This is a genomic window from Veillonella parvula (genome assembly GCF_018366295.1).
Taxonomy (GTDB): Bacteria; Bacillota; Negativicutes; order Veillonellales; family Veillonellaceae; genus Veillonella; species Veillonella parvula_P.
This window is the reverse complement of sequence record NZ_JAGZIJ010000001.1, coordinates 125,862-143,490: the sequence shown is the minus strand read 5'-3', so window position 1 is coordinate 143,490 and position 17,629 is coordinate 125,862. Positions and strand designations below refer to the sequence as shown.

General features: G+C 36.3%; 18 protein-coding genes. All 18 read right to left on the bottom strand.

What is annotated here, in order from left to right; translation table 11 throughout:
* Positions 1–17: 17 nt before the first annotated feature.
* Entirely contained in the window at positions 18–818 is an 801-nt protein-coding gene (locus KHY58_RS00720) for a class I SAM-dependent methyltransferase (RefSeq protein ID WP_004697379.1), read from the bottom strand.
* A 228-nt stretch (positions 819–1,046) separates the two neighbouring features.
* Positions 1,047–2,360: a tRNA (N6-isopentenyl adenosine(37)-C2)-methylthiotransferase MiaB gene (gene miaB / locus KHY58_RS00715; RefSeq protein ID WP_021148119.1), complete on the bottom strand. Its 1,314-nt coding sequence runs from the start codon at positions 2,358–2,360 to the stop codon at positions 1,047–1,049.
* Positions 2,361–2,368: 8 nt separating this feature from the next.
* The gene (locus tag KHY58_RS00710; protein ID WP_004695710.1) at positions 2,369–3,244 is read right to left on the bottom strand and encodes an Asp23/Gls24 family envelope stress response protein; all 876 of its coding nucleotides are present in this window, start codon (positions 3,242–3,244) and stop codon (positions 2,369–2,371) included.
* 15 nt (positions 3,245–3,259) lie between these two features.
* Positions 3,260–4,087, bottom strand: coding sequence for a PHP domain-containing protein (locus KHY58_RS00705; protein WP_278471530.1), 828 nt, complete (start codon positions 4,085–4,087; stop codon positions 3,260–3,262).
* Between the two features lie 116 nt (positions 4,088–4,203).
* Positions 4,204–5,922, bottom strand: coding sequence for a proline--tRNA ligase (locus KHY58_RS00700; RefSeq protein ID WP_278471528.1), 1,719 nt, complete (start codon positions 5,920–5,922; stop codon positions 4,204–4,206).
* The gene (ispG, locus tag KHY58_RS00695; protein WP_024061700.1) at positions 5,916–7,001 is read right to left on the bottom strand and encodes a flavodoxin-dependent (E)-4-hydroxy-3-methylbut-2-enyl-diphosphate synthase; all 1,086 of its coding nucleotides are present in this window, start codon (positions 6,999–7,001) and stop codon (positions 5,916–5,918) included. Before ispG ends, KHY58_RS00700 begins: the two co-directional genes overlap by 7 nt.
* Before the next feature lie 18 nt (positions 7,002–7,019).
* On the bottom strand, positions 7,020–8,036 hold the full coding sequence (gene rseP, locus KHY58_RS00690; RefSeq protein ID WP_008600853.1) for an RIP metalloprotease RseP: 1,017 nt from the start codon (positions 8,034–8,036) through the stop codon (positions 7,020–7,022).
* Between the two features lie 8 nt (positions 8,037–8,044).
* Positions 8,045–9,190: a 1-deoxy-D-xylulose-5-phosphate reductoisomerase gene (locus tag KHY58_RS00685; RefSeq protein WP_060919769.1), complete on the bottom strand. Its 1,146-nt coding sequence runs from the start codon at positions 9,188–9,190 to the stop codon at positions 8,045–8,047.
* Positions 9,191–9,208: 18 nt separating this feature from the next.
* Positions 9,209–10,033, bottom strand: a complete 825-nt coding sequence (locus KHY58_RS00680; RefSeq protein ID WP_012864317.1) for a phosphatidate cytidylyltransferase — start codon at positions 10,031–10,033, stop codon at positions 9,209–9,211.
* A gap of 3 nt (positions 10,034–10,036) precedes the next feature.
* Positions 10,037–10,801 carry an isoprenyl transferase gene (locus KHY58_RS00675; protein ID WP_008713849.1) on the bottom strand — a complete coding sequence of 255 codons (765 nt, stop codon included), beginning with the start codon at positions 10,799–10,801 and terminating at the stop codon, positions 10,037–10,039.
* Positions 10,782–11,033 carry a hypothetical protein gene (locus tag KHY58_RS00670; RefSeq protein ID WP_004697100.1) on the bottom strand — a complete coding sequence of 84 codons (252 nt, stop codon included), beginning with the start codon at positions 11,031–11,033 and terminating at the stop codon, positions 10,782–10,784. The genes KHY58_RS00675 and KHY58_RS00670 overlap by 20 nt, the downstream gene beginning before the upstream one ends.
* Positions 11,033–11,593: a ribosome recycling factor gene (frr, locus tag KHY58_RS00665; protein WP_118091439.1), complete on the bottom strand. Its 561-nt coding sequence runs from the start codon at positions 11,591–11,593 to the stop codon at positions 11,033–11,035. Before frr ends, KHY58_RS00670 begins: the two co-directional genes overlap by 1 nt.
* A gap of 5 nt (positions 11,594–11,598) precedes the next feature.
* Positions 11,599–12,324 carry a UMP kinase gene (gene pyrH, locus KHY58_RS00660; RefSeq protein WP_008713845.1) on the bottom strand — a complete coding sequence of 242 codons (726 nt, stop codon included), beginning with the start codon at positions 12,322–12,324 and terminating at the stop codon, positions 11,599–11,601.
* Positions 12,325–12,386: 62 nt separating this feature from the next.
* On the bottom strand, positions 12,387–13,067 hold the full coding sequence (gene tsf / locus KHY58_RS00655; protein ID WP_004695689.1) for a translation elongation factor Ts: 681 nt from the start codon (positions 13,065–13,067) through the stop codon (positions 12,387–12,389).
* A gap of 98 nt (positions 13,068–13,165) precedes the next feature.
* Positions 13,166–13,918 (bottom strand): 30S ribosomal protein S2, encoded by a 753-nt coding sequence (gene rpsB, locus KHY58_RS00650; RefSeq protein WP_004695687.1) that lies wholly within the window; start codon positions 13,916–13,918, stop codon positions 13,166–13,168.
* A 253-nt stretch (positions 13,919–14,171) separates the two neighbouring features.
* Positions 14,172–14,822: a ribulose-phosphate 3-epimerase gene (gene rpe / locus KHY58_RS00645; protein WP_012864315.1), complete on the bottom strand. Its 651-nt coding sequence runs from the start codon at positions 14,820–14,822 to the stop codon at positions 14,172–14,174.
* Between the two features lies 1 nt (position 14,823).
* Entirely contained in the window at positions 14,824–15,687 is an 864-nt protein-coding gene (gene rsgA, locus KHY58_RS00640; protein WP_278471524.1) for a ribosome small subunit-dependent GTPase A, read from the bottom strand.
* An 8-nt stretch (positions 15,688–15,695) separates the two neighbouring features.
* Complete coding sequence (pknB, locus tag KHY58_RS00635) at positions 15,696–17,621, bottom strand: Stk1 family PASTA domain-containing Ser/Thr kinase (protein ID WP_042466902.1); 1,926 nt, start codon at positions 17,619–17,621, stop codon at positions 15,696–15,698.
* Between the last annotated feature and the right edge of the window lie 8 nt (positions 17,622–17,629).

Sequence of the window (17,629 nt, the reverse complement as noted above, 5' to 3'; positions counted from 1 at the left end):
ATATATTATGAGTCATATCACAGATTCCGCTTATATTCGTATATTCCCATACGATTATTAAACAAATATATAAACGGGTATAATAATTTATAAACAATAGGTGCTAAGGACAACATACTTCCTGTAAAATTAATCAATCCAGTCTGTTTAAGCTTAGGATTCATAACTACAATTTCATGACCGTCCTTAGTTCCCCACTGAAAAGAAACATTCATTTTACTAAGCATATCATGTTGTTTAGTGCGTTTCGCCACATATGGAGAAATCATATCAAGATATAACGTAAACTCTTCAAAAGAATCAGTCAGCAAGCCTAAAAACTGCTTCATTTCATCCAATGTAAGATACATAACTACACCTTCACTAACAAGCAGTAGTTTTCGTCCATTTATCTCAATATTTTTAGTCCACAATTCATCAGTTATAGAACTCACTAAATTATGGACTCGTTCATGAGGCTCAAAAAATTGTGTACGTGCTTCAATCACTCCGGCAAAATCGATATTATACCAATCAATATAACCGTTGTCGACTCGATAAAACATAGTATCTAAACCGGCACCTAATGATACGACGATACAATCTGGATATAGAGATATAAAGTTTCGTATCTCTTCATCGATTACTTTTGCTCGTCCTAAAATTCCATAATAAGACATCTTAACATCTTTAAATTGATCAAAATCATAATCAATATGCTTTAAAATATCCCAGGATTTCTGATCCTTTAATACAGATTGATCTGACTCATAATCTTTCGCTCTTGCATATAGTGTCAATAATGCCGTTTCGCCTACAGCGTTTAAATCAAGTTTCATAGTTACACCTTCTTTGTAAAAATACAAAATGTAAATGGTGTTCATACCTATGAATGTCTTCAATATACAACTTTTATATTATTTTATTATTATAACACATATGATTTCTAATCAGCATCTATGGTAAAAAAGAACATCGCCACCACATGTTTAGCAAACTAATTTTAGATAAAAATTCTAACCTTAGAGTTAACATAATAGTGACGAGTTCTTTTTGATTCTAATAGTTTATTTTACAATACTACCATAACAAACCCATGTTTGAGCTTTATCGATATGAGCTGGTACAGTTTGACCAATTGATAGGGAGTCATCCTTAGGGAATAAAACCATTTTATTACCAGATGTACGACCGAACCACATGTCTTCATCACGAGGACTTGGTCCCTCTACAATAATATCAAATACTTGTCCTTCCATAGGTTTATTTAATTCATAAGAGATTTCATTTTGTACATCCATCAATGTTTGTAAGCGAACGCGCTTAATCTCTTCTGGAATTTGATCATCCATAGTTGCTGCTGGCGTTCCAGATCGCTTAGAGTAGATAAACGTATACGCCATGTCATAGCGCACATCTTTTAATAATTGTAATGTAGCTTGAAAATCTTCCTCAGTTTCTCCTGGGAAACCTACAATGATATCCGTAGTCACCACCACATCTTTTATTTTTTCACGGCAATAAGAAAGTAATTCTTTATAATGTTCTACCGTGTAATGACGATTCATTTTCTTTAAAATACGATTGGAACCAGATTGAATAGGTAAATGTAAATGCGTCACAATATTGGATGACCTACCAAGAGCATCAATCATAGACTTACTCATATCTTGAGGATGACTTGTCATATAGCGAATACGTTCTATACCAGGAATACCATCAAGAGCATCAACTAATGTACCAAAATCTGTACCATCTTTAAAATCTAGGCCATAAGAGTTTACATTTTGCCCCAATAAAGTGATCTCTTTAAATCCTTTAACCCCTAGGTCTGTAACCTCTTTAACAATGGCCTCTACAGGACGGCTAATCTCTCTACCACGTACATGGGGAACAATACAATAGGTGCAAAATTTATTACATCCATTCATAATAGGTACCCATGCATAAAAAGAGCCATTTGGTTTTGCCTCTAATTCAGGTAATACAGAGTTATCCATATCTACGTTGATTTGATGCGTATGTCCATGTTGTACTTCTTCAATCATCTCGTTAATATGTTGAATATTATGAGTGCCTAATACAATATCAATATGAGGAGCTCGTTTAAACATTTCTGCTTGATTTTTTTGAGCCATACATCCTGTGACGGCGATAATCAAGTTTTTATTATTACGTTTTAGTCTTTTTAGCTCACCTATACGCCCATAAACTTTAGTTTCTGCATTTTCACGCACTGCACAAGTATTTAGCAGAATTAAATCTGCAGTTTCAACATTCTCTGTTGGTATATACCCAACAGATTCCAGCTGATGCGATAATCGCTCAGAGTCGGCAGTATTCATTTGACAACCATAGGTGTAAATATAATAAGACTTCATTCTAACTCCTACACTTTAACAATCTTTCGTTTTGTTTCAATAATATTCTTAACTTTAATGGACATGCGTTCAATAGACATGCCGGTAATATATTCAATTTCATTGCGAACAGATTTTTGTACCTGTTGCATCAACGGTTTAACAGGATATCCATGTTCAATAACTACAGCCATATCAACAACAAGACCGTTTTGACCTTTGTCGCTTTTTTTAAAAGAAATTATACTGGTCTCATCAACACCAGCTACTTTTTTTAACCCATTTCTAATCAATTTAATAATTACTTCATCGTCAAAAGTGAGTCGACCATAGTAGCTAAAAGCTGGCCGTACAACAGAACGTTCAAATCCTTCAGAACCAATTTGACCTAAGGTATCTTGATCTTGTTTTTTCAAAGTCCTGCGGCGCCACATGGTTTTGATTGGATCAATCAAATACCCCCTAAAGTGTGGCTTTAATTCCATAGTCGGCACAGGAATTATATGTTTACCCTCTTTAAGACGTGCATGTTGTGCCTTTTCAATTTCCTTAGGTGTTGCAACATCTTCTATACGAATATATCGATCAGGTTCTTGTAAGCCTAAAGCTTTAGTAATCTTCTTAACCATATTATCAGAAGTGCCGATAATCATAAGCTTATTAGGTTTAATCTTATCTAATTGTTCTCGTACGGATTTAACTTGTACTTCGTCTTGAAAAATAGCACGACGAACAGCTTTTAAACGACTAGACTCTTTTTTTGCAGAAAAGCCAGCTACAATTTTATTATCATGAATCAAAATACCATCATCGATGATACATTCAATTTTATTTTCATGAGCAACTACGAGGGCACGATGACTTTTACCTGTGCCACTACTACCTACAAAAGCAACGACTTCCATAGCCTACCTCGTCATTTATAACAAACTAATAAATTCTGATACATCCTTACCAGATACTAAGTAATCACCAAATCTATCAGGTTTCTTGCCTACAATACCATGGTAATCAGAACCACCAGTAATAAATAGCTTATGCTTTTTAGCGAATTCTTTATATCGCTCCACATCATCATCATTATGCTTTGAGTGATATACCTCCATACCATCAAAATCATAATCTAACATTTCCAACACATATTCATCACTGGTAACCAATTTAGGATGAGCCATAACAGCAAGTCCTCCAGCTTTATGTATAATATCAATAATATAAGGAACCTCTACTTTTACCTTAGGAACATAGCAAGGACTATCTTTTCGAAGAATACCTTTAAATACATCATTAATATCCTTGGCATAACCATCATCAATTAAAAGTTTACCAATATGTGGGCGACCATAAGCTTTAGTATCAGGAAATTGTTTAATGAGCTCTTCTTTTGTAATATAATATCCTTCATTGTTACAACGACGGATAATTTCATCGATACGTTCTTCACGTTTTCCTTTAAAAAACGTAATAAAATCGATTAAATCTTTATTATTTTCATCAAAACAATATCCTAAAATATGAATTGACTTATCTTTATAATCAGCACTAAATTCACAGCCATTTACGATTTTAATAGATTCATTAGGATCTAACTTCTTTTGAGCAGCACGCAATGCTTGAATGCCGTCTATTTCATCATGATCGGTTAAAGCCATCATAGATACATTACAGTCTATGGCATGTTGCAATAGATCTTTAGGTGTTTCAACACCATCTGAAAAGATGGAATGTATATGAAAATCTACAAGCATATAGCACCTCCATTCCAAATATTCTATCATTTAATTATGACTTATTTAATCTATTAATTCAAGTTTAGAAAGAAAAATTGCGACCCTAATGAACATTCACTAGAATCGCAATTCTATTATAAGTTTTGAAGCAATTCTGTTACTTTATCAGATACAGAATCAATAGCACATGGAAGAGCTTCTCCAGACTTACGGATTTGAATTTCTACTTCGTTATTCTCAAGAGTATTTTTACTTACTGTAATGCGAAGTGGATAACCAATCAAATCAGCATCTTTGAACTTAACACCTGCACGATCTTTACGATCATCTAACAATACATCTACACCAGTATTTTGTAATGCAGTATAAATAGTTTGACTAGTAGACATTAATGCTTCGTCTTTTGCATTAATTGGAACAATAACTGCTTCAAATGGAGCGATAGAACGTGGCCAAATAATACCATTTTCATCGTGATATTGCTCAATAGCAGCAGCTAGTGTACGAGATACACCGATACCATAGCAACCCATAATCATTGGATTAGGACGACCATTTTGATCTAAGAATGTAGCTTGTAATGCTTCAGAATACTTTGTACCCAATTTAAATACTTGACCCACTTCGATGCCTTTAGCATGTTCTAAAGCACCCCCACATTTAGGACACACATCGTCCTTCGTGATTAAACGAATTGGAGCAACAATAATATCTTCTACATTAAAGTCCCGTTTTGGATTGATATTAACGTAGTGAGCATCTTTTTTATTAGCGCCACCACAAACATTGTAAGTTTCCATAACAGATTCATCAACAACAATAGCAAATTCTTCTGTTTGTTTTAAACCAATAGGACTGATGAAACCAGCTGTTAAACCTACTTTTTCTAATTCTTCAGGGGTAGCCATCTCAGGCTCTACAGAGCCAAGAACGGCATGTTGTACAGCGACTTCATTTACTTCATGGTCACCACGAACAATGGCTAATACCACTTTACCATCAATAGAAAATACTACCGCTTTAATAGTTTTATGTAATGGTAAATTTAACATGTCTGCCACAGCTTCAATAGAACTTGCATTTGGTGTATCCACAACAGATAACTCTTGAAGAACTTCTTCGTCTTGCTTCATGATACCAGGCTTGCCGATTTCAATGTTAGCTGCATAATCACACTTGGTACAATATACGATATCAGCTTCACCAGCTTCGGCAATGGCCATGAACTCATGCGTACCACTACCACCTATTGCACCACTATCAGCCTCTACTGGGCGGAATGTAAGACCACAACGTGTAAAAATACGTGTATATGCATCGTACATAGATTTATAGGATTCATCTAAACCGGCTTCATCTACATCAAAAGAATAAGCATCTTTCATAATGAATTCTCGGCTACGCATCAAGCCATAACGTGGACGACGCTCATCACGGAATTTACTTTGAATTTGATATAAGTTGACTGGTAATTGACGATATGAGTTAATCTCATTTTTAACGAGGGTTGTAATCATCTCTTCATGTGTTGGTCCTAGACAGAATTCATTATCATGACGATCATTGATACGCATCATTTCTGCGCCATATGCGTTCCAACGGCCAGACTCTTTCCAAATTTCTGCAGGCTGTAAAATTGGCATCATAATTTCTTGAGCACTAGCACGATCCATTTCTTCACGTACAATAGCTTCAATCTTTTTGATACTTCTCCAACCCAATGGTAAGAAACTATATAAACCATTTGCAGTTTTACGCATAAAACCAGCGCGAAGCATAAGCTGTTGGCTTACTACATCAGCGTCAGATGGAACCTCACGCAATGTAGGTGCATATAATTTAGTGGCTAACATAAAGACTCCTCATCTAAATTTTCTAAATATTGGTCAATTTCTCTAAACAATGTATCTACTAATTCGGCTTCTGGTACAGTCTTAATAACTTTCCCTTTACGGAAAATAATACCTTGACCATCACCACCAGCAATACCAAAGTCGGCCTCACGCGCTTCCCCTGGACCATTTACAACACACCCCATAACGGCAACCTTAATAGGCGCTTTTATATCTGCTAGACGTTCTTCTACAATACCAGCCATATCAAATAAATTTACTTGGCAACGGCCACATGTAGGACAAGATATCATAGTGGCCCCAAAATTTCTTAATCCTAAACTACTTAAAATACTTCTACCTACTTCAATTTCGTGAATTGGATCTCCAGTTAAGGATACCCGTAATGTATCACCAATGCCATCGAGCAATAATGCACCAATCCCCATAGCAGATTTAATAGTGCCTTGTTTAATAGTACCAGCTTCTGTTACACCTAAATGTAACGGATAAGGAATCTTATCAGATAACTTACGATATGCTTCCACCATTAGAGGTACTTCCGTTGCTTTAATGGATAATTTCATTTGACGATAATCGAGTTTTTCTAAAATTCTTACGTGTTCTAAAGCTGTTTCAACCATACCATCCGCTGTAGGATGTCCTCCATGAGCATCGAGAATATGCTTTGGTAAAGAGCCTGCATTAACACCAATGCGAATTGGGATTTGTTTAGGTTTTGCCTTTTCAATAACGGCTAAAACCTTATCTTCACCACCAATATTTCCTGGATTAATGCGCAATCCATCAACATTATTTTCAATAGCTTCTAAAGCTAATCTATAATCAAAGTGAATATCGGCGATCAAAGGAATTGAAATGCCCGCTCTAACAGCCTTTAAAGCCTTTGCAGATGCCATTGTAGGAACGGCGACACGAACCAGTTCACAACCAGCCTCTGCTAAATGATTAATTTCTGCAATTGCCTTCTCTGTATGTACTGGATCCGTAGTAATCATAGATTGAATACTTACCGGTGCATAATCGCCGATTTTAACTGTACCTACATAGATACCATTTGTTGGTTTACGTACAATCATTGTAATCTCCCATCTGTCTTATAGTAAACGGAAAATATCCTGCGTTGTTACATATAAGAATAATGCTACCATTAAGGCAACCCCAACCATTTGTATATACATAAGAGCTTTAGCAGGTAATCTACGGCCTGTTATAGCTTCCGCCAAGATAATAATTAAGTGACCACCATCTAAAACAGGTAATGGTAAAAGATTAATAACCCCTAAGTTAATACTAAGGAATGCAGCAAAACTTAATAGTGGTGCAAATCCTGATTGTGCAATAGTACCTGCCATTTGGGAAATTCCTACTGGACCAGATAATTCGGCTGCTTGTGTGCCACGAATCATATCGTAAATCCCACTGACCATAGCAACAATAGTTTGCCCCGTCCGACTAACAGCAAGGCTCAAAGATTCACCAATACTATAAGTTTCACGAGTAAAGCTAGGGTAGATGCCAATCTTAGGACTATCTTGTTCCATTTTAGGTATTACCGTAGTCTCTATAGTTTGTCCTTCACGCTCTACAACAACAGTTACACCATGGTTTGCTGTGCCTTGTAAGCTAGGACGAATATCATCCCAAGTACTAATTTTTTTACCATCAATCGTAATAATTCTATCGTTAGCTTCTAAATGAGCCTGTTCTGCAGAACTACCCGCAATAATGTTACCAATTACAGGTTCATTTGTATATGTAAGATTTCCTACAGTCACATTTAGGCCAAAGAAAAGTACAATGGCTAATATAAAGTTAAATACAGCCCCTGCAGAAATAACAATAAATTTTTTCCACGCAGGTTTATTATAAAAGGAGCGCTCATTAAGAGGCTCGTCAGGTGTCATACCAGCAATACGATTAAATCCTCCAAGAGGAATTATACGAATAGAATATAAAGTTTCCCCTTTTTGTACTTTAAATATGGCTGGACCAAAACCTATAGCAAATTCATCAACTTGCATACCTGACATCTTAGCTGTAATAAAATGGCCTAATTCATGAATAAACACAATTAAACCAAATACAAATATTGTGGCTAATGCCGTAATCATATATTCTCCTATAACATCAACGATGTTGCCTTTTCACGGGCCCATCTATCGATGGATAATAAATTATCTAATGTAAAATCATCTTCTGGTCCCATAGATTCAAGAACAGAAGTAACGACTTTATAAATATCACCAAAGGCGATTTTATCTTCTAAAAAGGCATATACTGCCGTTTCATTAGCTGCATTAAATACAGCAGGTTTAAATCCACTAGCACGTCCCACCTCATACGCAAGTCGAAGTGCAGGAAAATCGTCATACCGTGGAGGTAAAAACTCCAAATGTAGTGCTTGACTAAAATCAAGATGATTCATACTTAAAACTTCACGTTTGGGATACGTCAAAGCATATTGAATGGGCTCGCGCATATCTGGATTACCCATTTGCGCTAATATCGCACCATCCTTCATACGTATCATAGAATGAACAATACTTTGAGGATGTACTACTACATCAATATGATCAAAATCAAAACCAAATAACCAATGAGCTTCTATTACCTCTAAGCCTTTATTGAATAAAGAGGCAGAGTCTATAGTTATTTTATTACCCATATTCCAGGTAGGATGTCGCAAACAATCTGCAGCAGTTGCAGTTTGAATTTTACTAGAATCCCATGTGCGTAAAGGTCCACCAGAAGCAGTGACAATTAAAGAATCAACATTGTCACGTTTCTGTCCTTCTAAGCACTGAAATATAGCACTATGTTCACTATCGATAGGTAGGATTTGCACGCCATGTTCTTTAGCTAAAGCCGTAATTAATGGACCTCCAGCAACAAGAGTTTCTTTATTAGCAAGACCTATAGTCTTCCCTTGTTTTATAGCTTCCACTGTAGGCTCAATTCCCGCAGCACCTACAATAGCAGTAACAATCATTGTTGCTTCTTGAATTGTAGCTGCTGCAATGAGGGCTTCCTTACCACCTATCAATTTTGTAGGACCTGTATAGCGTGCTTGTAATTCTTTAAAAGCACCTTCATCTACAAGACCAGCCACCAAAGGTTTATATTCTTTAATCTGATGTTCTAAGAGGTCAATATTATGATGTGCCACTAAGGCAACCACCTTGAATTGATCTGGATGTTGAGACACCACATCAAGCGTCTGTGTACCGATTGAGCCAGTACTGCCGATAATACTTAGGTATTTCATAAGTGTACCTCTATAAAATTAGTACGAAAATAGCAATATATATACTAATGTAATGGGAGCCGCAAATAATAAACTATCAAAGCGATCCAATACACCGCCATGACCTGGTAATAATGTACCAGAATCTTTTACATTACATAGTCGTTTAATCTTTGATTCAAACAAATCACCTAATGGTGCTAATATACCGCTAATCATACCTACATGGATTCCCATCCACCAAGGAATGCCAACGATATACGAAAATACTGCACCTGTAAGGATACAGCCGATAAATCCACCAATAAAACCTTCTAGTGTTTTATTAGGACTAATGGATGGTACTATTTTACGTTTACCAAAAGCTCGACCTGAAAAGTATGCAAAGGTATCGCTAGCCCAAGTAGTAAACAATAATAACCAAAGTGTAATAGTGCCCCAGTTATATAGTTCAAAAGGCATTGATAAATCCATGTAAATTGAGTCATGACGAATCAAGAGTAATGAAGTCATACCCATACCAATATATAATAAACCAAATACACTAAAGGATACACTAGACATCGAGTACTTACTTTCACCAAATGTACACAACATATAATTGGCAAATAAACTTAATACTAAAATAGCTATAGCTATAATATACTGATGACATGCAAGAGCAATCATTAGCAATAAAATGCTAATATATCCCCATATAATGGATATCCGAACACGTTTAGCTTTACCAAGTAATACAAACTCACGCCACCCTAATAAAGCTAAAAGTGTAATTAGCACATCATATACTAATCCACCAAATGTAATGGCCCCTAAGGCAATAATAAAACCAATAACAGCGGTAATAACACGTGTTTTTAACATTTTTTATTCCTCATCACATAAGCCACCAAATCGGCGTTCTCGTTTCTGATATGCCGCCACAGCTTCAAGTAAAGTTTCCTTAGTAAAATCTGGCCAATGCAAATCGGTAAACCAAAATTCAGCATACGCTAGTTGCCATAACAAAAAATTACTAATTCTAAAATCACTACTAGGACGAATTAATAAATCTACATCACTAAACTCTTTAGTGAATAATTGAGAACTTACATATTCTTCAGTAATTTTGTCCATTGTAATAACGCCATCCGCAACGGATTTTACAATGTCGCGGATAGTTCTAACTATTTCATCACGCCCACCATAGTTAATCGCTAACTGTAATGTGAGGCCTGTATTATTCTGAGTTAATAATTCTGCATCTTGAATGATTTTTTGTAGGTTTTCTGAAAGCCCTCCAATAAAACCAATAAATCGAATGCGTACATTATGTTCATGCATATACTTAACATTATTATTTAAGTATTCTTTTATGAGAGACATAAGTAAAGAAACTTCCTGTTCAGGACGTTTCCAGTTCTCCGTGGAGAAACCATATACCGTAAGAGCTCTAATTCCGATCTCATCTGCGGCCATAACAATTTCTTTTAATACATCTGCACCAGCACGATGCCCCATGGAGCGCGGCATGCCTCTGCGTTTAGCCCATCGTCCATTACCATCCATAATAATAGCAACATGTTGTGGAATTATATTACGATCAATGACAGGCGTATCAGAACGTTTACGGTTAAATAATTTCTTTAGCATAGTCTACCTCGATAGAATTTCCGAAGTCGCTGGCAATCATTGGTCTATATAGTAGTATATGTAAGCACTCATCAACCTTTGTAATACGTGCCACATAAAATCCTTTATCTGAAATTTCAAAGAAGCGATTAAAGGATCCACCAATCATTACCTTAAAAGGAATATGGGCAGCCTGCAAACGAGACTTTGCAAGCTGCCATGGTATTCCAATAAGGCTATTAGAATCAAACATTATACTTCTAATACGTCCTTTTCTTTTACTACTTTTAACTCATCGATTTGCTTAACTTTAGCATCGGTAAGCTTTTGGATTTGATCTAAACCGTCTTTAGCATCATCTTCAGTAATCGTTTTAGCTTTCTCTTCTTTTTTTAATGCTTCATTTACATCGCGACGAATGTTGCGCACTGCAACTTTTGCATCTTCAGCCTTTTTATGAACTACTTTAACGATTTCTCTACGACGTTCCTCAGTTAATTGAGGAATACTTAAACGAATTTGTGCACCATCATTACCAGGGTTCAAACCTAAATCAGATTGTAAAATTGCTTTTTCAATAGCACCAATCATTGTTTTATCCCAAGGTGCAATCACAATCATGCGAGGTTCAGGCACGGAGATATTCGCAACTTGATTAATGGGTGATGGACTTCCATAGTAATCAACCATTACTTTATCAAGTAGTGCTACACTAGCACGGCCTGTACGAATAGATGCGAATTCATGTTTTAAAGCCTCAATAGACTTATTCATGCGGTCTTCTGCTTGTTGTAACAATTCTTTAATTTCCATATGAATTATTCTCCTCGAACAATGGTCCCTATTTCTTCACCTTTAGCAGCTTTTGTAATATTACCAGGAATATCCATGCTAAATACAATAATAGGAATATTGTTATCTTTACATAAAGTTGTAGATGTAGCATCCATTACTTTTAATTCTTTTGTGATAATCTCGTTATATGTTAATTCATCAAATTTAACAGCATTAGGATTTGTCTTAGGGTCAGAATCATATACGCCATCTGCAAATTTCTTTGCCATTAAAATAGCATCGGCTTCAATTTCAGCGGCCCGTAATGCAGCTGTTGTATCTGTAGAGAAGTAAGGTTTACCAAGGCCAGCACCGAAGATAACGATACGTTTTTTTTCTAAATGACGAATAGCGCGACGACGAATATAAGGTTCTGCAATTTCTTGCATTTCAATAGCTGTTTGAACACGTGTATCTACACCAGCTTGCTCTAATGCATCTTGCAATGCTAAGGAGTTCATCACTGTTGCTAGCATCCCCATATAGTCAGCAGTAGCACGATCCATACCTTGATTGCTACCAGCTAAACCTCTCCATAGGTTACCGCCACCAACAACAATCGCGATTTCTAAATCAGTGGATTTTGCTAAAGCAGCAATTTCTTTTGCAAATTCTTCAACAACATCAGGATTAATACCAAAACCTTGTTCACCTGCTAATGCTTCACCACTCAACTTTAAAACAATACGTCGAAACTTTCTTTTTGCCATATTTTTACTCCTCTATTGCAAAATAAGAGAACACTGTACGGTGTTCTCTTATTGTTTATTAATTATTTACCAACAGATGCCATTACTTCTGCTACGAAGTCATCTTGGCGTTTTTCAATGCCTTCACCTAAACCATAGCGAACAAAACGACGTACGTTGATGTTTTCACCGATTTTTGCAATACTTTCATTAATGATGTCTGTAACAGTTTTATCGCCATCTTTAATGAATACTTGTTCTAATAGGCAATTTTCTTTATAGAATTTTTCAATACGACCTGCAACCATTTTTTCTAAAACAGCTTCAGGTTTTGGTTTACGACCAGCTTTAACGTCTTCTTCAGCTTCTACTTTAGCTTGTTCCAATAATACTTGTTTTTCGTGTTCAATTACTTCAGTAGGAACTTCTTCACGGTTCAAGTATGTAGGATTTACAGCTGCAATTTGCATTGCGATGTCGCGTGCTAAATTTTGGAAATCATCAGTTTTTGCAACGAAGTCAGTTTCACAGTTAACTTCCACTAAAACACCGATACGACCACCAGCATGAATGTAGGATTGTACTACACCTTCAGCTGCAATACGACCAGCTTTTTTAGCTGCCGCAGCCAAACCTTTTTCACGAAGAAGGTCAACCGCTTTATCGATATTACCGTCAGTTTCAACCAATGCTTTTTTAGCGTCCATCATACCTGCGCCAGTCATGTCGCGCAATTCTTTTACCAAAGCAGCAGTAATTGCCATTATTTTGTTCCTCCTAGTATTAATTAAGGTAAGGATATAGTCCTTACCCCAATTATATATGTTATAGATTTATCTTTCAAATGCTAATACGACAACGATTAAGCTTTACCGTCTCGAACCATTTCTGCGGAATCAGCTACCATGTTATCTAATGCTTCTTCAAAGGATTCGCCTTGACGACCTTCAAGAACAGCGTCAGCCATTTTACCAGCCAACAATTTAACAGCGCGAATAGCGTCATCATTTGCTGGAATTGGGAAATCAACTTCGTCTGGGTCGCAGTTAGTGTCAACTGTTGCAACTACAGGAATACCCAATTTTTTAGCTTCTGCAATAGCGATTTTTTCTTTTTTAGGATCTACTACGAAAAGAGCACCTGGCATTTTAGGCATATCTTTGATACCGCCAAGGTATTTTTCCAATTTATCCATTTCATGACGAAGACCGATAACTTCTTTTTTAGGCAATACTTCGAAAGTACCGTCTTCTGCCATAGCTTCCAATTGTTTTAAACGTTTAATACGAGTTTCAATTGTTTTGAAGTTAGTCAACATACCGCCCAACCAACGTTCGTTAACGAAGAACATGTTAGCACGGATAGCTTCTTCTTTAATAGCTTCTTGAGCTTGTTTTTTAGTACCTACGAACAAGATTACTTCGCCTTGGGAAGCAACTTCACGCAAGAAATTGTAAGCTTCTTCTACTTTTTTAACTGTTTTAGACAAATCAATGATATAAATACCATTGCGTTCAGTGAAGATGAATTTCGCCATTTTAGGGTTCCATCTTCTAGTCTGATGACCAAAGTGTACACCAGCCTCTAATAATTGTTTCATTGATACTACTGCCATTGTGGCACCTCCTGTTAATTAACCTCCGCCGCTTCATCCTTCGGGTCACCCAAAATTAGGCACAGTACCGAAGTCCACTGACGTGCATATTTTTCATACCTAATAATTCTAACAAAAAATCATGGCAAAAGCAAGCAAGGAGTGAGGAATTCTTTAAGTATTCCTCACTCCTCATTTTAAATACATTCTCTTTCTTATTGATGTACAATCTTATGTTCAAATTTGAATTATAGAATATTATGAAAATATTTATTTAATTATTGCGAATGGATTCAATCATACTTGCACGATCTTCAACACCAAATACTGCAGAACCAGCAACTAAAACTGTAGCCCCCGCTCTTTTAATCGGTACACAAGTAATATCGTTAATACCACCGTCCACCTCAATGACTGCCGTTGAATTGTCTACTTCTTCTAACAATATCTTAGCTTGTTTAACTTTTTTTATGGCATTCTTAATAAAAGATTGTCCTCCAAATCCTGGATTCACAGACATAATTAAAATCATATCTAAATCTGCCGCTACATCTTCTAGTAGAGATACAGGTGTACTAGGATTCAATGCTACACCAGCCTTCATCCCACACTGCTTGATATGTTGAATCAAACGATGCATATGAGGTACAGTTTCTTGATGAAAAGTAAAATATTCTACACCAATTTTTGCAAATTCTTCTACATAATCACCAGGATTAGTAACCATCAAATGCACATCAAATGGTAATTTTGTATATGGACGAATGGCTTTCACAATGGGAGCACCAAAGGTTAGATTAGGAACAAAGTGTCCATCCATGATATCGATATGTAATAAATCAGCCCCCGCTGCTTCAATAGATTTTAATTCCTCGCTTAACACCGCAAAATTTGCGGAAAGCATAGATGGTGCAATTTTTATCATATTAAAACCTCTTTCGTTGACTTTCTATATCATTACGTATAGACATATAAGCATCATATCGTCCTTGATGAATATGACCAGCTTCTAGAGCAGCTTTAATCCCACAAATGGGTTCATGTTCATGATAGCAAGGACTAAATTTACAAGTATCAACATATTCACCAAATTCTGGGAATAATGTAGGCAATCTTTCAAGGGAAACATCATTAAATTCAATAGCACTAAATCCAGGTGTATCCATGATAAAAGAATCTGCATCTAAACTATATAAAGAAGCGTGACGAGTAGTATGTTTGCCACGTTTAATCTTATCACTTACCTCCCCAGTCTGGAAGGCGAATTTTGGGTCTACTGCGTTTAAAAGACTACTCTTACCAACACCAGATGGACCTGCAAAAGCTGTTACCTTATGTTGAAGCACATGACGTAAATCATCGATGCCTGTCATATTATATGTGGATGTCATCAAAACCTTATAACCAATTGATTTATAAAGATCAACCATAGTTTTCGTCTCTGAATCCATCAGGTCACATTTATTGATACATAGCACGATAGGTATATCCGCATGTTCAATCATAACGAGCATTTTATTAAGTAATAGCTCATTAATATCTGGTTCATGGGCAGCCACAACTAATACAACTTGGTCAATATTAGCTACTGCTGGACGTACCATCGAATTATGACGTCCATGGATGGATTCAACGAACCCATCCTCCGAAATCGTAACGCGGTCACCCACAAGTAAACTATAACGTCCTTTCTTAAGTCTACCACGAACCTTACATTCATGAATGGTGCCCGTATCATCTTGTACATAAAAGTACCCATTCATATTTTTGACAACAATGCCTGTAATCATAGTACCTCTTATAATGCAGTTTCTTGCACTAATGCACCATTGAGGTACACCTCAATACGTACATTACCTACACCGGACACTTTTCGAACAATACGATCTCCAGGTTTATTGGTATCATCATAAATTACTGCGGAACCTTCATCATCTTTTACGACAATTTTAAGTTCTTGATTTTTAGAACCAGCTGGTACAGTAACATCTATAGTACCAGTTGTTTTATTACCACTGTTTCCATCTTTTTTATCAGATTTCTTTTTATCATCTTTGAACTCAGTCGTAAGATTTAATGTGGAGCCTTCGTCAATTTCATCGCCAGCTTTAATGCTTTGCTCTATAACCACAGATTTTTCTTCCACAGATCCAGATACTTGATTTACACCTAGTTGAATATTACTCAATGTATCACGAGCATCTTTTAATGTCATACCAACAAGATTAGGTACTTTGACTTTCTTAGCCTTCGCTTTATTTACAACGAGATCAATTGTTGTCCCTTTAGACACTTTAGAATCTCCGGAAGGACTCTGAGCAATGATTACACCATCTTTTTTACCATCTACAGATTGCTGTGTTATTTTCCCCACAACTAAACCTAAATCTTTAAGTCGTTGACGGGCTTGATCCACAGTTAAATCAGTTAAATCTGGCACCGTAATATCGCCTACACCTTTAGAAACCACAAGATGGATTGTTCGTTGCTCTTTAACCTTCTCTCCAGCCCCAGGAGTTTGAGAAATAACTTGACCAGCTGGCACATCTGGATTTGTGACTTCACTTGTAGACACACGCAAATGTTTATCTTCTAAGATATTTTTTGCTACAGAAACTTGTTTGCCTACCACATTAGGTACATCTACTGTTGTATTACTCCAGAAATTACCGTAGCTTAAGAAAGCACCTAAAAATGCTACTAAGAAAATGACAGCAGCACCTAGAACGATGTATTTTTGTGGAATCGATGCAATTTTACTTAACATACTCTTCTTTTTACCCTCTTCTTTTCGTTCTTCTTGAATCGTACTAAGATCTTCAAGTGCTTCAGGATCAACAGCAGGAATCATTTGTGTAGCAAAGTCATATGGTTCATGACGTTGTGTTTTGCCCATCGTAAAACCTTGAGATAATCGCAAATCACTAATCATATCAGAGATAGAATCAAATCGATCAGCAGGATTTTTAGATAATGCTTTCATAACAACAGCTTCTAAAAGCGGAGGAATTGATGGATTATATCGTGTTGGAGGTTCTACCTTCTCACGAACATGTTTTAATGCTACCGCAATTGGTGTTTCCCCTTCAAATGGTACACGACCTGTAAGCATTTCATACAATACAACACCCAATGAATAGATATCTGTATTGCCGTCTACCGGTTTACCACTAGCTTGCTCTGGTGATAAATAGTGTGCTGAACCCAAAATCGAATTCGTATACATAACTGTGTTAGTTGCATTTATTGCACGAGCAATACCAAAGTCAGTTACTTTAACGCGCCCCGTATTGGTAATAATAACATTATGTGGCTTTATATCACAATGAACAATGCCCATTGTATGCGCGTGTTCTAAGCCTTCAGCTATGGCGATAGTAAATTTAACAGCCTCATCTATGGACAGTCTTCCATGACGAGTTATATATTTTTTTAAGGTTTCACCATCTACATATTCCATGACAATGTAGTGTAGATTTTGATCAAAACCTACATCATACATATTTACAATATTTGGATGATTTAATTTACCTGCCGCTTGTGCTTCTCGTTTAAATCGAGTCACAAATTCATCATCATTTGCAAAATTAGCATGCAATACTTTTATTGCTACTTGTCTACCTAGTAAGGTATCTTCTCCAAGGTATACATCAGCCATTCCACCAACGCCAATTTTATCAACAATTCGGTAGCGGTTATCTAGAAGTATGCCTTTTATATTCATAGTACTCA